Below are 18,788 nucleotides of genomic sequence, written 5' to 3' on the forward strand. Positions count from 1 at the left end.
CAATGGCGCTGGGTGGACGGGCGGCGGCGGAATCAGGCCTCGTCCTCGAACCAATGCGCCCTTGCCTGCATGATCATGTCGCTGGCGACGTCCTGCGGCAGATCCGTCATTTCCGCCAGTTCGTCGGCGGCCAACTCGGCCAGATCGTCCAGCGTCGTGATGCCATGCTCGGCGAGCCTGGCCACCAACGCGGCATCCATGCCGTTGATTTCAAGCAGATCGCGCGCGGTCTGCACGCGTTCCTCGTGGGCAATCGCCTCAGTCAGCAAGGCATTGCGCGCCCGCGTGCGCAGCTCGTTGACCGTGTCCTCGTCGAAGGCCTCGATCTCGAGCAGCTCCTGCATCGGCACGTAGGCGACCTCCTCGAGGCCGGTGAAACCCTCGTCGATCAGGATGTCGGCGACCTCCTCGTCCACATCGAGCCTGGAAATGAAGGTATGCCGCAGCGTGGTGCGCTCTTCGTCCTGACGGTTCTGGCTCTCCTCGGGCGTCATGATATTGATCTGCCAGCCGGTGAGTTCGGAAGCCAGGCGCACATTCTGTCCACGCGCGCCGATCGCCTTGGGCAGATTTTCCTCGTCGACCACGACATCCATGGCGTGCCGATCCTCGTCGACGAGAATGGAGACCACGTGCGCAGGCGCCAGCGCGCCGATGACGAATTCGGCCGGGTCGTCGGCCCACAGCACGATGTCCACCTGTTCGCCGCCGAGCTCGTTGCGCACGGCGGTGACGCGCGACCCGCGCATGCCCACGCAGGTGCCGATCGGGTCGATGCGCTTGTCGTAGGCCACGACGGCGATCTTGGCACGCACGCCTGGATCGCGAGCCGCCGCCTTGATCTCGAGCAGGCCCTGCTCGATCTCGGGAACCTCGTTCTCGAACAGCTCGCGGATGAATTCCGGCGCGGTGCGCGAGAGGATGACCTGCTGGCCGCGCGCGGTGTAATCAACCTTCATGACCCAGGCGCGCACACGATCGCCGGCCCGGATATTTTCCTTGGGGATCATCTCGGTGCGCGGCAGCCGGGCCTCGACCTTGCCGATCTCGATGATGGCATCGCCCTTGTCCAGGCGTTTGACCGTGCCCGACACAATGGTTTCGCCCCGATCCAGGAAGTCATTGAGCACCTGCTCGCGCTCGGCGTCGCGGATCTTTTGCAAGATCGCCTGCTTGGCCGCCTGCGCGCCGATGCGGCCGAACTCGACGGGCTCGAGAGGCTCTTCGATGTACTCGCCCTCTTGGATGCCGGGCACGAGCTCCTGGGCCTCGGAGAGCAGCTCTTGCTGATCGGGCTCTTGGAGGCCAGCCTCGTCGGGCACCACCAGCCAGCGGCGGAATCCCTCGTGCTCGCCGGTCTGGCGATCGATGGCCACGCGAATGTCGGTGTCTTCTTTGAAGCGTTTTTTCATGGCCGATGCCAGGGCGCTCTCGAGGGCGCCGAACACGACCTCGCGCTCGACGTTCTTTTCACGCGCCAGGGCGTCGACCAATAGAAGAATTTCGCGACTCATCGCTTCTTACCTTTGAAATCAAGAACCGGGTCCAGCTTGGCCCGATCCACATCGTCAAAAGAAAACTCAAGCACCCGCGGCTGGCCCGGATGCGGTTCATATTCCAGGCTCAGGGCGGGCTCGGCGGCGTCCGCCACCCGCAGGACGCCGGTGAAGACCTTGCGGTTATCGACTGGTTCGCGCAGGCGGATCTCGATGCGCTGCCCGTCAAACCGCAAATAGTCGGCCAGACGGCGCAAGGGCCGATCGACGCCAGGCGAACTGACCTCGAGGCGCTGGTAGTCGACGCCTTCGACCTCGAAGACACGTGATAACTGCCGGGACACCTGCTCGCAATCCTCGATACGCACGCCCTCGGGACGATCGATGGTGACGCGCAGCAGGCCCAGCGGGGCGCGTTCCACATCCACCAGTTCCATATCGAGTCCCCGCATCGCCTGCTGGGTGATCGCAAAGATATCCGCCATAAATTCCAAAAAAAAGGGGCTGTCCGGCCAGCCCTTTGTCATAAGCCCCAGGGGGCCGCCAACGCCATGTCTGTAAAACAGTCTCGGCGGCAAAGCCCCCGGGGACGAGTCTGCCCAGGGGTCAGCCACCGGGGCCCTGGAAAACGGCAGCCACCAAAAGCCATGAGGCCCAACCCATCCACCACCCAGAAACTCGACCTACCGAAAACGCCATTCAGTCATGCATAACTCATCACTGTTATGCCATTCAGAACCGCCTGCCCGTCCACAACCACGACAACTCAAATGGCTGTAAAGCCTTTCATTATAACAGAATAGTGTCCTGTCACGGCGGTTTTCATTCACCGCCTGCCCAACCGCCCAAGCTGCGATTCATGGGCGTGCGCGCCGCTGGGCTGGCGCTCGCCCTGGCCCGTACCGCGCGCCCTGGGCGCGCGGTTTCCGGCGGGTTTTCGAGGTGCCTTGGCGGGACCGGTGCCCGCCCCCGCCCCCCCACCCTTGGCCGGGCGTTTACGTCCGCCCGCCGCCGGGCCGTGCTTGGCCGCGCCGGGCGCTCCCTGGGCAGCAGCCTTGGGGGCTTTCTTGCGACCCTGCCCGCCCTTCCCGGGCTTGTTGCCTTCAGGGTGGCCGTTGGCCAGGCCGCCGCTGATCAGCAGGCCCGGCGTGAACGGGTCGAGACCGCCCGAGCGTCCGCCCGAGACGCGGCCGCGGCGATTGAGGCGCGCGCCGTTCTGGCCATTCTGGCCGGGCGTCCCGAAGCCCGGCGGCAGCGCGCTGGCATACGAAAGCGGCTGGCGTTCCTGCAGCGGGCCCGCATCGTCCGAGGCCTCGCGGATCAGACCCAAGCGCAGCATCAGGGCGCCGACCATGGCGGGCTGGAGCTCCTCCCAGCGGCCGCGGCGCAAGGCCGGGGGCAGGACCACATCGCCGAAACGCGTGCGGATCAGGCGGCTGACCGTCACCCCCTGGGATTCGAACATCCTGCGCACCTCTCGATTGCGGCCCTCGCTGAGCGTCACGCGATACCAGCGATTGCTGCCCTCGCCCCCGAGATAGTCCAGCGTGCCGAACTGCGCCATGCCGTCTTCGAGCGCAACGCCCGCGATCAGCGTGTCCCGCTGCTCGGCACTCAATTCGCCGAGGATGCGCACCGCGTACTCGCGCTCCGCGCCGTAGCGGGGATGGGACAGGCGGTTGGCCAAGTCTCCCGAGGTGGTCAGGATCAGCAGCCCCTCGGTATTGAGGTCCAGGCGGCCGACCGACAGCCATTTGCTGCCACGAATCTTGGGCAGGCGGGCGAACACGGTGGCGCGCCCCCCGGGGTCGTCGTGGCTGACGATCTCGCCGGCCGGTTTGTGATAGAGAATGACGCGTGGCGGCTTGTTCGTCTTGGGGCGATTGACGGGCTTGCCGTTGACGCGCACCTTGTCGTCCGGGCCGATGCGCTGGCCAATGTGAGCCGGCTCGCCGTTGACGGACACCCGGCCCGCGATGATCAGTTCCTCCATGTCGCGCCGCGAGCCGACGCCCGCATCGGCCAGGACCTTGTGCAGCTTGGGCTGCAAGGCGTCGCTATTGAGGTATTTGTCCAGATGCTGCGCGGTCTTTGCCGAGTGCTCTAGATAGGACAAGGCGCGTGCCGCCTCCTCGTGGGACCCCTCGTCCACGGCGGGTGCCGCATCCACGGGAGCCTTGCCGGATTCGACCGCGTCCGCGTCGCCGCGCCGGCGGCGAAAGGGCGTGCGCAGCTTGCGGCCGCGCTGGCGTTGAGGTGCGCCGGCCGCGTCCTTCGCCCGTGCGGACTCCGGGGCGGACGTCTGCGGGGTGGAGTCGCGATCCGGCTTCGGCATCGCTTCGGTGTCTGAGGTCATGGGCTCCAGGGGCTCCTTCGATTTCAATTCCATCGACTGATTCAAGTTGTAGTAATTCGGATAATCGATTGGTCCGGGCATCCGGCTCATTCGGTCTGCGCGGCGGTCGATTCCTCGGCTGGCCGGCCCGCGGGCTCGGTGCCCGGCACGTCGGCCGACGCATCCGGCTCGAGATTCAAGATGCTCAGGACCTCGTGCTCTTGTCCGGATTCGAGCGCCGGCAACTCGTCGAGCGCCCGCAGGCCCAGATCGTCCAGGAAACGTCGAGTCGTGCCGAATAGCGCCGGGCGCCCCGGCGCATCGCGATGCCCGAGGACCTCGATCCAGCCGCGATCCTCGAGCGTGCGAACGATCTGCGCCGATACCGTGACCCCGCGCACATCCTCGATGTCGCCACGCGTCACCGGCTGGCGCCAGGCAATGATCGCCAGGGTCTCGAGCACGGCGCGCGAATAGCGCGGAGGCTTTTCAGGGTTGAGCCGGCCGAGGTAGCGCTGCATGTCCGGACGACTCTGGAAGCGCCATCCCCCGGCGAGCTGAACCAGTTCGAGGCCACGTTCCCGCCAATCCATCTGCAGGGTCGCCAGGTGGCGGCGTATATCGTCGCCCTCGACCGCATCGTCGAAGAGCTTGCGCAAATCGGATACCGCCAGGGGTTCGTCCGCGCACAACAGCGCCGCTTCGAGTACACGCAAGACTTCTGTGTCCGCCATTTTATCTTGAACTCATGTTTGTTGCTTGCCTACTTGCTTGGATTCACGATACTTGCTATTATTCTCTCTTCCAGACGCGGGGTGGAGCAGTCTGGCAGCTCGTCGGGCTCATAACCCGAAGGTCACAGGTTCAAATCCTGTCCCCGCAACCAGCTTTCCGGATCAAGGCCATTTGCCAATGCAAATGGCCTTTTTCCTTGGCGGCCCCAATCGCGGCCGCCCCAAGCCCTGCAATGCTCGAAACCCAGGCCATCGATCATGATTCGGATCGATCTGCCGCAGCGCGCAAAGCACCGGGCATAGCGAATATTCCGAGAGCAAAGTCCGCGAAAAACGCCGGAAAGAAAATGGGCCTGGAAACGGGCCTGCCGATGCGGCGGGCGGACGAACGGGGCATCGAGGCCGCGGGCCGCCGAAACCACACCCGCATCGTCCTGGAACTCGGCGCGCGATGCGCCTGGAGAGTGCCGCTATTACAACATCCGCCACACGACATTGCAATAGTGCGATGCGGCGCTACCACACCACGAAAAACAGGGCCCAGGCCACACAGAACGGCGCCAGGCCCAGCCCCACCAGGCCGACGGCGGCCACCCGGACGGATGGGCGCCGGCAGCGCAGCCCCGCGAGCCGCCACTCGAAGCGCAGGGTCCAGGCCAAGGCCAGGCCGAGCAGGAGGAAGCGCGCGGGATTGGCCCAGCCGGTCGGGACACCCTCGTGCTGCAGCAGAGTCAGCGTGGTTGCCGACAAGCCCAGGAACACCCCGGCCCCACCCGCCGGAATCAGCCCCTGCGCGAGCTTGTGCACACCCGCGAGGCGGCTGCGCAGCAGGCGCCCGGACGCATCCAGTACGCCCGGACGCCGCCAGGCGGGCAGCGCCCGATCGGCCAGCCACAGGCCAAGGAAGGCCGGGCCGCCCACGCACAGCGCCGCACCCGCGATGAACAGGAGGATGACCGCGCCATCGAGCCAGCTGAAGCTGTCGTTGACTTCGGGGTAATGCGTCAGCAGGAACCAGGGCGCATTCTGCGCCAGCGGCCAGTAGATGTCGCGCTCGACCAGCCAGGTCGCCGCCGCCTGTTTGATCGTCACGAACCAGGGGCTGGCGCTCCAGAGAAAGGCGCCGACTGCCAGGCCCATCAGGCCGAACACGATCAGCGTGGTCTGCCAGCCATCGCCCTCGGCGACGTGCATGATCTCGGACTCGGGCGAACGCGGACTCAGGGTGATCGCGCCGCGATAGTCGCTGCAGCGTCCACACATGTGGCACTCGGCGGCGCCCTTCATGTTGCGCAAGGGCAGCAAGGGCGCGCAGTTGATGGACTCGATCCGACGCACCGGCTGGCGCCAGGCCTGCGGATCGACGCGGTAGTACCAGGGCGCGAGCTTCGCGAGCAGATTGAACACGCCGCTGACCGGGCAGAGGTATTTGCACCAGACCCGTTTCTCGCGCCCGTACAGCCAGCCGACGATCATGGCGGCGACGGTCGAACCGCCCAGCACGGCGGCCACCGCCCACGGGTATTGATAGACGCTGACCAATTGCCCGTAGACCGTGGTCAAGGCGAACGCCACGAAAGGCCAGCCGCCCCAGCGCATCCAATGCGGGATGGCGCCGCCGCGCCCGTGTCCGCTCGCCCACTCGGTCAAGGCGCCCTCGGGACAGAACAGGCCGCACCAGGCCCGGCCGAACAGGGGAATCGACACCAGGACGAACGGCCACCAAATTCCCCAGAAGGCAAACTGCGCCAAGACCGTCAGATTGTTGAAAACGGAGGCCGTGCGATCCGGCAGCGTCATCAGGGCCGGCACCACCAGCAGAAAGACGTAGACTCCGACGATCACCCATTGCAGCCTGCGGATCGCCCGCTGGTGATCCCTGAGGAAACCCCCCGCGCGCGCTACGCGGGAACGAAACGTATAAGCCATCATCGTTCGCTAATCGCAGCCGGCGGGCCCGGCATTGGCCGGGTCCGGCTCGGCGAAGTTATGCCGCTGAATCACCGATGGAGACACCCGCCGCCGGCACGGCCGGGCGGGAGGCGCGGCGCAGCGTACCGATCGCGACCACCCAGTAGGCCAGCCAGATCAGGACCTGCGACAGGGCGGGATAGGCGCGATACCCGGCGAAATCCGCCAGCACCTTGCCCAGGCCACCCTCGGTGCCCAGCAGCCACGAGGTATTCCAGACCGGATCGATCAGGGCGGGCAGGACCTCGAGCGAAATCAGCCGGTCGGTGGCCGACACCAGCAAGGCGCCCGCGAGCAACAGCAGCAGGGCCTCGGTCAGCTTGAAGAAGCGCCGCCAGGTGATCAGCCGGCCGCCGAGCTGCAGGACCCAGAACGTCAGCAGCGCAGCGCCAAATCCGACAAGGCCCGCGAGCACCATTGATGCGGAGCGCCCCTCGTCCTGGGATGACAGGATGGCGCCGTAGAGGAACACGACCGTTTCGCTGCCCTCGCGCGCCACGGCGATCATGACTAGGGCGAGCAAACCCCACCAGCGATCCCGGCGGATCATCGAGCCCGCGCCGGCCTCGAGGTCGTGCTTCAGGCCCCGGCCGTGCGCGCGCATCCAGGCGACCATCTGGACCACTAGGACGCAGGCCACCAGGGCCATGATCGCCTGGAACCATTCCTGGCCGGTGTCCGAGAGCCACGAGGCCATGCCCAGCAGGACGAGCGCCAGCAGCCCCGCCAACGCCAGGCCACAGGCGACTCCCCCCCATAGCCAGGGCAGGCCGCGGCGGCCCGCGGGATCGCTGCGCAGCCAGGCATACAGAATGCCCACGACCAGCAGGGCCTCCACACTCTCACGCCAAACGATGAAACCGACTTGTTCCATGATGAAGAGGGCAATGTTTCAAGGAGAAGACGTCACGACCAGCGTTCCCTTGACCTCGGGATGGAAGTCATCGAAGAACGGGTACTCGCCCGGCCGGGAGAGCTTGAGCACGACGAAGGACTTGACCCCCGGGCCCAGCACTTTTTCCTTGCGCAACGGCAGGCTCTCGAATTCCACCGCCTCCGTGCTTTCATTGACCAGGACGATCTTGAACCGCCCCGCCGGCACCTCGAGGCGCGCCGGCTCGAATGTGCCGTCGGCCTTGAAGGTCAGCGTGTACGTGGGCAACTCGTCGGCCCGCACCATCACCGTCGCGCCGAACCCGAGGGCCAGCGCGCACATCCAGGCGACGAGCCGAGCACTCATCAATAGCCGCCTTTCTTGCCGGTTCCGGCATAGACGAACTCATAATGCGTCTCGAAAGTCTTGAACCATGGCGCGACGCCGGTTTCTTTATCCACGTGGCGGCCGAAATGGTTCATCGGGGCCGTTTCCGGCGAGCCGATGACGAACGTCAGGTTGTACTTGCCAGGTCCTTCGAGCTTGACGTTGTCGCCGTAGTGCGGGCCATCGTTGGCAACCATGGGCATGAGATCGCCCTTTTGCACCTTGTCGCTGCCCTGCTTGCGCAGCTCGTACTGGATGTTCAGATAGGGCGCCCACGCCCCTTCGGGCAGGCCGTTCTTGTTGTCGGCGGTCGCATGGATGTCGGCCTCGAGGTGGATGTCGGAATCCCGGGCCTCGCGCATCATGCCTGCGGGCTCCATTTCGACGGGCTGCAGATACACGGCGGCGATCTCCAGGCCGTTGACCTCGGCCGGTTCGCCGATGGGATATTCAGCGGCCACGGCCGAGGCTGCCAGCCCCAATCCCGCGAACGCCACGAGCCATTGCTTGACCATCGGCAGAGCCTCCTTTCGGATAAATATAACAAGATTGATTCTCGTTACTATATCACCGAGACTAGGCGTTCGACGACCCATGATTCAAAAAAAATCCGCCCGAAGGCGGATCATCCAAGCCCTAACCAAGATTGGGCGCGGCGCGTTTCACTTCTTTTTGCGCTTGGCCGAGGCCTCGGCATCGGCCTCGCCGAAGGGAAAGACCGAGAACATGCTGCGGGTCTGGTCCTGCATCTGGTCCTGCATCTGCACGAACAGGTTGCGGCTCTGCTCGATGTAGCTGTTCATCATGTTTTGCAGCGCCGGCGTCTGCACATTCATGAGCTGGGCCCAGACCTCGGGACCGAACTGCTGCTTGTACAAGCCCTGGGACTGTTCGGCCATCCGATCCTGGATATCCATGAGGACCTGGATGTTCTTTTCCAGGAACGACCCCATGACACCCTGCATGGCGTGACCATAGAACCGGATGATCTGCGACAAGGCCGTCGCCGAGAACATCGGAACCCCGCCCGATTCCTCCTCGAGGATGATTTGCAGCAGGATGCTGCGCGTCAGGTCCTCGCCGGACTTCGCGTCCACGACCTGGAACTCTTCGCTGCCGAGGACGAGCTCCTTGACATCCGCGAGCGTGATGTAGGCGCTGGACTGGGTGTCGTAGAGCCTGCGGTTGGGGTATTTCTTGATCAGGCGCACGGTCTTGGAAGTCTGTTGGGCCATTTTGCGCATCACCCCATGTGCAGGCCGCCATTGAGCGAAAAGTCCGCCCCGGTGGCAAAGCCTGAATCATCCGACGCCAACCACGCCACGATAGCCCCGATCTCCTCGGGGGTGCCCAGGCGTTTGACCGGGATCGTAGCGACGATCTTCTCGAGAACGTCAGGCCGGATGGCGCGCACCATGTCGGTCCCGATGTAGCCCGGCGACACTGTGTTGACCGTGACGCCCTTGCTGGCGACCTCCTGGGCCAGCGCCACGGTGAACCCATGGATCCCGGCCTTGGCGGTGGAATAGTTGGTTTGGCCGAACTGGCCCTTCTGGCCATTGACCGAACTGATGTTGACCACCCTCCCCCACTGGCGATCGACCATGTCGTCAATGACCTGCTTGGTCACGTTGAACAGGCTGTTGAGGTTGGTGTCGATGACCGTGCGCCAGTCCTCGAGCCCCATCTTGCGAAAGACCCCGTCGCGCGTGATGCCGGCATTGTTGACGAGCACGTCGATCGGGCCGAATTGTTCTTTGATCTGCGCAAAGGCCTGCACCGTCGAGTCCCAATCGGATACGTTGCCGACCGAGGCATGGAACTTGTAGCCCAGCGCGGCTTGCTCGCCGATCCACTTGGCATGATCCCGGCTGGGGCCGCAGCCCGCCACCACGGTGAACCCCTCCTTGGCCAGGCGCTGGCATATCGACGTGCCGATCCCCCCCATGCCCCCCGTGACGTAAGCCAGTTTCCCGCTCATGAGAATCTCCTGTTGTTGACGCGCTCACGCCGCGCGTACCCTCACATAATGCCCTGGCGCGGGCTCGAGAGTTCTGTATCGACGATTGCCGAGCGTGCCCTTGGAACGGGCCTTGCCACCGGAGTGGCCGGCCAGCCAGCCGAGCCAATCGGGCCACCAGCTACCCGAATGCCGAGGGGCGTCCCGCAGCCACGCATCGGCATCGGTCGCCCCCTCGCGGCGATCCCCCTCATCATACGCCCAGTAGCCTCGGCGCCCGCGCGCGGGCGGATTGATCACCCCGGCGATATGGCCCGACTCGCCCAACACGAAACGCGTGGCGCCGCGCAGCACGCGGCGGGACGCGTAGGCCGAGGTCCAGGGAACGATATGGTCCTCGCGCGAGGCGTACAGATAGGTCGGCATGCGCAAAGCGCCCAGATCGATTGGCTGGCCGCCGATCAGGACTGCGCCCGGGGTCTTGAGGCGGTTTTCCAGGTAGGTGTTCCGGAAATACCAGGCGAAGAACGGACCCGGCAGATTCGTGCCGTCGGCATTCCAGGCCAGCAGGTCGAAGGCCCGTGGGGCCTCGCCCATCATGTAGTTGGAAGCGACGTAGTTCCAGACGAGTTCGGCGGGCCTGAGAAACGAGAATGTCGTGCCCAGCTCGCGCGCGGTCATCAAGCCGCCGAGGCCGAATTGCCGTTCGCGCGCGCGCGCGTGGCATTCGTCGACGAACACATCGAGAATGCCGGTGTCGGCAAAGTCGAGGAAAGTCGTGAGCAACGTCAACGCGGCCACCGGGTCCTCGCCGCGCGCCTTGGCCAGGGCCAGCGTGCTGGCGAGCAGGGTCCCGCCGACACAAAACCCGAGGGCGTTGATCTGCGCTTGGCCGCTGATGGCGCGCACCACCTCGATGGCCCGCAGGACGCCATCCTGTATGTAGTCGTCCCAGCTCGCCTGATCGATGCCGTCCGTATCGGTGGCCAGCGGATTGCGCCACGAAATCATGTAGACGCTGAATCCGGCCTCGAGGGCGTGACGCACGAACGAGTTGTCGGCCTGCAGATCGAGGATGTAGAACTTGTTGATGCACGGCGGCACCATGAGCAGCGGGCGCGCATGCACCTGCGATGCCAGCGGGCGATACTGGATCACCTGCATCAAGGGGTTCTGGAAGACCACCGCGCCGGGCGTCGCGGCGATGTTCTCGCCCAGGGTGAACGCGGATTCGTCAGTCTGGCTGATGCGGCCTTTTTGCAGATCCTCGACCAGGTTTTGCAGGCCCTTGCGCAGCGATTCGCCCTGCGTGCGCCGCAGGGCCTCGAGGGCCTCGGGGTTGGTGGCCAAGTAATTGGCCGGCGAGGCGGCCTCGGTCCATTGCATGATCGCGAACTGCAGGCGCTGGCGTTCGTCCAGGGACAGCTCGGCGGCATCGGCCATTTGCCGCAGAGCGCGGGCGCCGATCAAGTAGGCATGTGCGGCAAACAGGCTCTGGGGGGTGTCGGCCCAGGCTGGCGAGGAGAACCGGCGGTCATCAGGCACGTCCAGCGTCCCCTCGCGCAGCCCCTCGAACAGGGCCTGGCATTCCCGCAGATAATCGGCCTGGATCCGGGCGAGGCGGTCGGGCGAAATGCCCTGCGGCACCTGCCCTGGAAACTGATTGCGCTCACCCACTGAAATTCCCCCTGCCTGAGTCCGGTCACGCATGACCGTCCATTGCAAACGATCATGGCCATTCTGACAAATCGTGTCAATCAGGGTAAGTCGCTAGTGTTCATGCGTCGTTTCAGCGGCGCCATGCGCGGGACGCGGCGCCAGCCACGCAACCGTTGCCTGCCGGCCCGTACGCGCGGCGCGCCGATAGGAATAGAAGCGCTGCGCATCGCGATACGTGCAAAGGTGGCTGCTCTCGATCTGCTCGACACCCGCGGCCCGCAGACGGTGGCTCGCAATCGCCGGCAAGTCGGCCAGCCAGCGATCGCTGCCAGGCCGCGCGTTAAAGAATGCAGCCGTCGACGGGTCAGGTCCGGTGAATGCCTCGCGCACCTCGGGCCCGACCTCGAAGCTCGCCTGGCCGATCGCCGGACCGATCCAGGCGTGCCAGCGGCTGTCGCGCGGCGCCCGCGGACGCATCCGCTCGAGGGTGTTCTCCAGCACGCCGGCCGCCAGCCCGCGCCAGCCCGCATGCGCGACGCCCAGCACGCCGCCCCCGGCATCGGCCAGCACCACGGGCAGGCAATCCGCGGTCATGATGATCAATGGACGATCGGGCCGCGTCGTGACCGCCGCATCGGCCCTGGGCGGCGCATCGCCGCCCCAGGCGTCGGCATCGCAGACCTCGGTGCCGTGCACCTGATCAAGCCATAGGGGTTCGGCCGGCAGGAGGCTGCCCAGCAAGGCGCGATTACGCAGGACATCCCGTGGCGCATCGCCCACGTGCAGCCCGAGGTTCAGGCCGTCCCAGGGCGGTGCGCTGCCTCCCCCGGCCCGCGTACTGCAGAAATAATGCACGCCGGGCCAGGGCTGGCCGGTCACGCGCTCGATGGCCGAATCCGCATACGCCGTGGTCATGATGTCTGGAGCCTCCTCACGATTGCCACTGGATCGCCGCACGCACCGCCATGAAGTCTGCGGGCGCACAGGCTTCGAACGCCAGCCACTCGCCCGAGGCCGGATCCTGGAAACTCAAGGCGCGCGCATGCAGCATCTGGCGGGCCGCGCCTGCCAGCGCCGCGCCCCCGTATACCGTGTCGCCCAACAAGGGATGGCGCAAACTGGCCATGTGCACGCGGATCTGGTGGGTGCGCCCGGTCTCGAGGCGGCAGGCCATCTCGGCCACCGGCGCCGGCCCGGCATGCCCGCGGCCCAGGGTCCGATAATGGGTGACCGCGGGCTTGGGCGCGATCGGATGCTGAGCGCTCATGCGCACCGGCACCCGCGCGTCGCGGCCGATCGCCAGGTCCACGGTGCCCTCGGGATCCGGCCAGCCATGCACCAGCGCGAGGTATTCGCGCTTGACGCTGCGAGCCTGCAACTGGCGCACCAGATGGGTCTGGGCAATCTCGTTGCGGGCGACCACCAGCAGGCCCGAGGTGTCCTTGTCCAGGCGATGCACGATTCCGGCCCGCGCCACGCGGGCGAGCTCTGGATATCGATGGAGCAAACCATTGAGCAGCGTGCCATGCCAGTTCCCCGCCCCCGGATGCGTCACCAGTCCCGCCGGCTTGTCGATCACGATCCAATCGGCGCCCTCGCCGACCACCCGGAATTCGACCGCCTCGGCGATGAACGCCATCGCCTCGGGCGCGGGCTGCGGCCAGACCTGGATCCGGTCGCCGGGTCCCGCCTTGGCGCGCACGCGCGCCGCCTGTCCATTGATGCGCACGTGGCCCTCGTCGATCCAGGCCTGCAGTCGGCTGCGAGAATGCTGCGGCATCAGGCGAGCCAGCACCTTGTCCAGGCGGTCGGCCAGCGCCGTAAACGGCAGCTCGAACTCCTCGGGCGGCGGCGCTTCGAAGTCCTCGGTTTCGATATCCGTGTCAGACATGTCGACAAATCATATAATCTGCCAGCAATGCTAACACCCTGATCAAGGATGCCCTGTGATCCTCTGCGACACGCTTCGTTTCAATGCCATCGCGCGGCGCGCGCTGGCGGCCATCGCTTTTCTCGCCCTGGCGCTCGCGGCGGGCTGCAGCTCGACCAAGGGAAATGTCGATCCGACCGCGGGCTGGAGCGCCGAGCGCCTGTACCAGCAGTCGCGCGAGGACATGAGCGGTGGCCGCTGGACCGAAGCCCGCCAAAACCTCGAAGCCCTCGAGGCACGCTATCCGTTCGGCATCTATGCCCAGCAGGCGCTGATCGACCAGGCCTACGTCAACTGGAAGGACGAGGAGCCCGAGCAGGCCAAGGCGGCGATCGACCGTTTCATGCAGCAATACCCCAACCACCCAGGCACCGACTACATGCTGTACCTCAAGGGCATGCTGACCTTCACCCCGCCCAGCGCGGTGCTATCGAACATCACGCGCCAGGATCCAGCCGAGCGCGACCCCAAGGGGCTGCGCGCGTCCTATGAGGCCTTCAACGAGCTGATCAAGCGCTATCCCGACAGCCGCTACACCCCCGATGCCCGCAAGCGCGTCGCCTGGCTGGTGAACACCATCGCCGAAAACGAGGTGCACGTCGCCGAGTATTACTACCAGCGCGGCGCCTACGTCGCGGCGGCCAACCGCGCGCAGACCGTGATCACGGATTTCGAGGGCGCGCCGATCGTGGAAAAGGCCCTCTACCTGATGATGATCAGCTATGACAAGCTGGGCCTGGACACGCTGCGCGACGACGCCAAGCGGGTCCTCGACCAGAACTTCCCCAACAGCAAGTACTACGCCCAGGGCCTGGACGAGTCCGTCAATTACTGGAACCCGATCAACTGGTTCTGAGGCCAGGCCCGCTCAATCGGCGGGCTTGCTGCCATCGATGGACTTTGCAACACGGGGTGGGCAGCGCGGACGCCGACTCTGAAACCGAACAGGGCACTAGCCGCTTGCCGAGCCCTCCTCGGCCGCCTGCGCGGGAGGACTTGCCAAAAACTCGCACGCCTGCGCCGCCTCGCGCGTGCGGGCGAACGGCGGCAGGCCGCGCCACAGGCGGCGACCGTAGGGTTTGTCGACCAGCCGGCCATCGCCAACCATCAGCACCCCCCAGTCCGCCTCGGAACGGATCAGGCGGCCGGCCCCTTGCTTGAGGACCAGCGCGGCTTGGGGCAGTTGATATTCCATGAACGGATTGCCGCCCTCGGCCCGGCAGGCGTTCAGGCGCGCCTCGATGACCGGATCGTCGGGCGGTGCGAAGGGCAGCTTGTCGATAGCCACCAGCGTGAGGGCATCGCCGGGCACATCGATGCCCTCCCAGAAACTGGCGCTGCCAACCAGCACCGCATCGCCTGCCCGGCGGAAACGCTCGAGCAGCAGTCCGCGGGAGACCTCACCCTGGCGCATGACCGGGCGCGTCGACGCGCATTCGGCGAGATGCCGCGCCAGCACGTCGGCGACCCGATCCACCGCTCGCAGGGTCGTGCACAGCACCAGCACCCCACCCGGACAGGCATCGACCAGCGGCAGCAAGGCCCGGGCGAAGGCATCGACGAACTGGGGATCCCCGGGCCAGGGCAAGCCCCGGGGTACGTACAGCAGGGCGCGCGCCGGGTAATCGAACGGCGAGGTCCAGTGGTCGGTCACCGCGTCCTCCAGGCCGAGCTGGCGCAGGAAATGTCCGAAATCCCCCTGAACCGAGAGCGTGGCCGAGGTCAGCACCCAGGTCTGTCCCGGACGCCGGAAGCCTGAAAAGATCCGTGCCACCGACAAGGGCGCGCGTTGCAAGCGCAGGGATTGGTTCCCAAGCTCGACCCAGCGCACCGCGGCCTCGCCTTCGGGGGCCGCCTCGCCGCGTGCGGGCAGGCGCCACTGCTGCAAGCGTCCGAGCAGGCCTTCGGCCGTGCGGGCCGCGGCCGCGAGGTCGGGATGGCGATCCTCCTGCGACTGCAGGCGCCGCGCGGCATCGTCCAGCGCCTCGATCAGAGCGTCGAGCTTTTCATCGAAAGCCTCGGCCTCGGGAATCGACTGGAAGGTTGCCCGTGCGCCGGGCATGAGCGCCACCGGCGCGGCGGCGAGCCGCAGCTCGCGCGCCGCGCCCTCGAGGCGCCGCGCGGCCTCGCTCCAGGGTGTCGCCTCGCGGGCATGCGCCAGACCTGCGGCCTCCATCGCACGCGCGCAGTCCAGCACCTGGTGCACGGAGACCGCTTGTCCCAGAAAGCGCGTGGCCGTATCGGGCAACTGATGAGCCTCGTCGAAGACCACCATGCGGGCCTCGGGCAGCAAGTCGGTGACGCCCTCCTCGCGCAAGGCGAGATCCGCCATGAACAGCGCATGATTGACCACCACCACATCGGCCTCCTGAGCATGGCGGCGGGCCTTGAGCAGGAAGCAGTCCCGCACGAAGGGGCACTCTTGCCCCAGGCAATTCTCACGGGTGGAGGTCGCGCGGTTCCAGATATCGGCCCCCTCGGGCACGGCGGGCAGCTCGGCCTTGTCGCCAGTGGCGGTCTCGCGGGTGAAACGCTGGATTTCGCGTAGCTGGCGGACCTCGTCGGCGGACTTCAGGCCGCGCTCGTCCTGGCCCAGGCGGTCAAGATGGTAATGGCACACGTAATTGGCGCGGCCCTTGAGCAACGCCACGTCGACCGGCAGTGCCAACGCCTCGCGCAGCCGCGGGATGTCGCGACGGAACAATTGATCCTGCAAGGTGCGGGTACCCGTTGAAATCAGGACCTTGTCGCCCGACAGGAAGGCCGGCACGAGGTAGGCCCAGGTCTTGCCCGTGCCGGTGCCCGCCTCGGCCACCAGCACGCCGCCGTCCGCCAGCGCGCGCCCGATCGCATCCGAGAGCTCGCGCTGGGCGATGCGCGGACTGTAGCCCGGCATATGGCGCGCCAGGGCGCCGGATGGGCCGAAAACATCGGTCAACTCGTGGGGAAACATGGCTGAGCGCTAGAGGGAGGATGGGGATCATGATAGCCGAGCCATTTCGGCAATGGCGCGGCCTTGTGGCAAAATCTGCCCCTTGTCGCTCGTACCTTATGATGAACCCATGAACACGATCAGCCCCACCCCCGCCGTCCGGACCGTCGACGACGCCCGCATTCTCAGATTGCTTGCCGAGGAATTGGGCGCACGCGCGGGGCAGGTCGCGGCCGCGGTCGAACTGCTCGATTCCGGCGCCACCGTCCCCTTCATCGCGCGCTACCGCAAGGAGGCCACCGGCGGCTTGGACGACACGGTGCTGCGCGCGCTCGAGCTACGGCTGATCTACCTGCGCGAACTCGAGGCGCGCCGCGTCGCGATCCTGGACTCGATCGAACAGCAGGGCAAGCTCGACGCCGACCTGAGCGCCCGCATCCTCGAGGCCGATAGCAAACAGCGCCTCGAGGACTTGTACGCGCCCTTCAAGCCCAAGCGCCGCACACGTGCCCAGATCGCCCGCGAGGCGGGCCTGGAGCCCCTGGCCGACGCCCTGCTCGAGGGTCCGGCGGTCGACCCGGTGGCCCTCGCCGCCGGATATCTGAACCCCGAGGCGGGTTTCGAGGATGCCAAGTCCGTGCTCAACGGCGCCCGCGACATCCTGGCCGAGCGCTTCGCCGAGGACGCCGCTCTGCTCGACACGCTGCGCGAGCACCTGTGGAAAACGGGCCTGCTCCACGCCCGCGTGGTCTCCGGCAAAGAGACCGAGGGCGAGAAATTCCGCGACTGGTTCGATTTCAGCGAAGCCTTGCGGGCCATGCCATCGCATCGGGCGCTGGCACTGCTGCGCGGCCGCCAGCAAGGCATCCTGGATCTGCGCCTGGAACTGGAACCAGACCTCGAGGCCCGCAATCCACACCCCTGCGTCCTGCGCATCGCCGAGACGCTGGACATCGATGCCCGCTTCGACACCCAAGCCGATGCCCGCCAGCACTGGCTCGCCGAGGTCTGCCGCTGGGCGTGGCGGGTCAAGCTGCTCACCGCCTTCGAGACCGAGCTCGTCGGACGGCTGCGCGAAGCCGCCGAGGCCGAGGCGATCCGCGTGTTCGCGGCCAATCTCAAGGACTTGCTGCTGGCCGCGCCGGCCGGCCCCAAGGCCGTGCTCGGCCTGGACCCGGGAATTCGTACCGGAGTCAAGGCCGCCGCCATCGACGCGACCGGCAAGGTGCTCGAAACGCACACCATCTACCCCTTCGAGCCGCGCCGTGACGTCGAAGGCAGCCTGCGCACGCTGGCCGACATGGTGCGCCGCCACGGGATCGACTTGATCGCCATCGGCAACGGCACGGCCTCGCGCGAGACCGAGCGCCTGGCGGGCCTGCTGCGCGAACGCCACCCCGAGCTGCGCTTCGAGCGCGCAGTGGTCTCCGAGGCCGGCGCCTCGGTCTATTCCGCCTCGGAGCTCGGCGCCCAGGAGTTTCCCGATATGGACGTGAGCCTGCGGGGCGCGGTGTCAATCGCCAGGCGCCTGCAGGACCCCCTGGCGGAGCTCGTCAAGATCGAGCCCAAGGCCATCGGCGTGGGCCAATATCAGCACGACGTCAACCAGCGCGACCTTGCGCGCTCGCTGGATGCCGTGGTCGAGGACTGCGTCAACGCTGTGGGGGTGGACGTCAACACCGCCTCGGCGCCGCTGCTGACGCGGGTGTCGGGGCTCAACGCCGCCCTGGCGCGCAACATCGTGGGCTGGCGCGAGCAGCACGGCGCCTTTCCCAATCGGCAGGCCCTGCGCGAGGTGCCGCGCTTTGGCGACAAGGCCTTCGAGCAGGCGGCCGGGTTCCTGCGCGTGCCGGCGTCGGACAATCCGCTGGACGCCTCGGCCGTGCACCCCGAAGCCTACCCGGTGGTCGAGCGCATCCTCGCGCGGATCGGCAAGCCGGCCGGCCAGATCATGGGGCAGGCCCAGGCGCTCAAGGGGCTGTCGCCCGCCGATTTCACCAGTGAACGATTCGGCCTGCCGACGGTGCGGGATATCTTTGCCGAGCTCGAAAAGCCCGGGCGCGACCCGCGTCCCGAATTCAAGACCGCGCGATTCATGGACGGCATCAACGACATCAAGGACCTCGTCCCCGGCATGATGCTCGAGGGCGTGGTGAGCAACGTCGCCAATTTCGGAGCCTTCGTCGATATTGGCGTGCACCAGGACGGCTTGGTGCACGTGTCGGCCCTGTCCGACCGCTACGTCAAGGACCCGCGCGACGTGGTGCGGGTTGGCCAGACTGTGCAAGTGCGGGTGCTCGAGGTGGACGCCGCCCGCAAGCGCATCGCGCTGAGCATGCGCAAGGACGAGCCGGCGGCGCGCGGGGACGGTGCGCGGGCGACCGAGCCCCGGCAACCGGCCCGCGCCGGCCAACGCGGCGGCCATTCCGAGCGTCCGACGGCGTCGCCCCAAGGCGCCATGGCCGATGCCTTCGCGCGCATGCAGGGCAAGCGCTGAGCCCATTTCCCAC

16 protein-coding genes, 1 tRNA gene and 1 pseudogene are annotated in these 18,788 nt (G+C 66.6%); 3 read left to right on the forward strand and 15 right to left on the reverse strand.

Annotated elements, in window-relative coordinates; translation table 11 throughout:
• Positions 1-32 precede the first annotated feature (32 nt).
• The 4 genes and pseudogenes from nusA to scpB form a co-directional block, all read right to left on the reverse strand.
• Entirely contained in the window at positions 33-1,514 is a 1,482-nt protein-coding gene (nusA, locus tag ABS761_RS05530; RefSeq protein WP_350407119.1) for a transcription termination factor NusA, read from the reverse strand.
• Complete coding sequence (gene rimP, locus ABS761_RS05535) at positions 1,511-1,981, reverse strand: ribosome maturation factor RimP (RefSeq protein ID WP_350407120.1); 471 nt, start codon at positions 1,979-1,981, stop codon at positions 1,511-1,513. The genes nusA and rimP overlap by 4 nt, the downstream gene beginning before the upstream one ends.
• A 341-nt stretch (positions 1,982-2,322) precedes the next feature.
• The gene (locus ABS761_RS05540) at positions 2,323-3,852 is read right to left on the reverse strand and encodes a pseudouridine synthase (RefSeq protein WP_350407121.1); all 1,530 of its coding nucleotides are present in this window, start codon (positions 3,850-3,852) and stop codon (positions 2,323-2,325) included.
• Between the two features lie 89 nt (positions 3,853-3,941).
• Positions 3,942-4,565: pseudogene (gene scpB, locus ABS761_RS05545) on the reverse strand (SMC-Scp complex subunit ScpB); the annotation flags it as partial.
• Between the two features lie 75 nt (positions 4,566-4,640).
• Between scpB and ABS761_RS05550 the strand changes: the two are divergent.
• Positions 4,641-4,717 (forward strand) — tRNA-Met (locus ABS761_RS05550).
• Here ABS761_RS05550 and ABS761_RS05555 read toward each other — a convergent pair.
• The 10 genes from ABS761_RS05555 to ABS761_RS05600 all read right to left on the reverse strand — a co-directional run bounded on the left by ABS761_RS05555 (position 4,688) and on the right by ABS761_RS05600 (position 13,307).
• Positions 4,688-4,825 (reverse strand): hypothetical protein, encoded by a 138-nt coding sequence (locus ABS761_RS05555; RefSeq protein ID WP_350407123.1) that lies wholly within the window; start codon positions 4,823-4,825, stop codon positions 4,688-4,690. The two genes, ABS761_RS05550 and ABS761_RS05555, sit on opposite strands and share 30 nt — an antisense overlap.
• Before the next feature lie 256 nt (positions 4,826-5,081).
• Entirely contained in the window at positions 5,082-6,494 is a 1,413-nt protein-coding gene (locus ABS761_RS05560; protein WP_350407269.1) for a 4Fe-4S binding protein, read from the reverse strand.
• 58 nt (positions 6,495-6,552) lie between these two features.
• Complete coding sequence (locus ABS761_RS05565; RefSeq protein WP_350407125.1) at positions 6,553-7,410, reverse strand: FTR1 family iron permease; 858 nt, start codon at positions 7,408-7,410, stop codon at positions 6,553-6,555.
• A gap of 18 nt (positions 7,411-7,428) precedes the next feature.
• A complete protein-coding gene (locus tag ABS761_RS05570; protein ID WP_350407270.1) occupies positions 7,429-7,752 on the reverse strand; it encodes a cupredoxin domain-containing protein in 324 nt (107 codons plus the stop codon).
• A 23-nt stretch (positions 7,753-7,775) separates the two neighbouring features.
• Positions 7,776-8,312 (reverse strand): iron transporter, encoded by a 537-nt coding sequence (locus ABS761_RS05575; RefSeq protein WP_350407126.1) that lies wholly within the window; start codon positions 8,310-8,312, stop codon positions 7,776-7,778.
• Between the two features lie 147 nt (positions 8,313-8,459).
• On the reverse strand, positions 8,460-9,032 hold the full coding sequence (gene phaR / locus ABS761_RS05580; RefSeq protein ID WP_350407127.1) for a polyhydroxyalkanoate synthesis repressor PhaR: 573 nt from the start codon (positions 9,030-9,032) through the stop codon (positions 8,460-8,462).
• A gap of 8 nt (positions 9,033-9,040) precedes the next feature.
• Positions 9,041-9,778: an acetoacetyl-CoA reductase gene (phbB, locus tag ABS761_RS05585; protein WP_350407128.1), complete on the reverse strand. Its 738-nt coding sequence runs from the start codon at positions 9,776-9,778 to the stop codon at positions 9,041-9,043.
• A 24-nt stretch (positions 9,779-9,802) separates the two neighbouring features.
• Positions 9,803-11,467: a PHA/PHB synthase family protein gene (locus ABS761_RS05590; protein ID WP_350407129.1), complete on the reverse strand. Its 1,665-nt coding sequence runs from the start codon at positions 11,465-11,467 to the stop codon at positions 9,803-9,805.
• Between the two features lie 60 nt (positions 11,468-11,527).
• The gene (pgeF, locus tag ABS761_RS05595; RefSeq protein WP_350407130.1) at positions 11,528-12,331 is read right to left on the reverse strand and encodes a peptidoglycan editing factor PgeF; all 804 of its coding nucleotides are present in this window, start codon (positions 12,329-12,331) and stop codon (positions 11,528-11,530) included.
• A 16-nt stretch (positions 12,332-12,347) separates the two neighbouring features.
• Complete coding sequence (locus tag ABS761_RS05600; RefSeq protein ID WP_350407131.1) at positions 12,348-13,307, reverse strand: RluA family pseudouridine synthase; 960 nt, start codon at positions 13,305-13,307, stop codon at positions 12,348-12,350.
• Between the two features lie 103 nt (positions 13,308-13,410).
• Between ABS761_RS05600 and ABS761_RS05605 the strand changes: the two genes are divergently transcribed.
• Complete coding sequence (locus ABS761_RS05605; protein ID WP_502881391.1) at positions 13,411-14,202, forward strand: outer membrane protein assembly factor BamD; 792 nt, start codon at positions 13,411-13,413, stop codon at positions 14,200-14,202.
• A gap of 96 nt (positions 14,203-14,298) precedes the next feature.
• On the opposite strand, the gene yoaA is transcribed toward ABS761_RS05605, so the two are convergent.
• The gene (gene yoaA / locus ABS761_RS05610) at positions 14,299-16,299 is read right to left on the reverse strand and encodes a DNA repair helicase YoaA (protein ID WP_350407133.1); all 2,001 of its coding nucleotides are present in this window, start codon (positions 16,297-16,299) and stop codon (positions 14,299-14,301) included.
• Between the two features lie 109 nt (positions 16,300-16,408).
• Between yoaA and ABS761_RS05615 the strand changes: the two genes are divergently transcribed.
• Positions 16,409-18,775 carry a Tex family protein gene (locus tag ABS761_RS05615; RefSeq protein ID WP_350407134.1) on the forward strand — a complete coding sequence of 789 codons (2,367 nt, stop codon included), beginning with the start codon at positions 16,409-16,411 and terminating at the stop codon, positions 18,773-18,775.
• The last annotated feature ends 13 nt before the right edge of the window (positions 18,776-18,788 follow it).

Source organism: Castellaniella sp. GW247-6E4 (assembly GCF_040276065.1).
Lineage (GTDB): Bacteria > Pseudomonadota > Gammaproteobacteria > Burkholderiales > Burkholderiaceae_B > Castellaniella.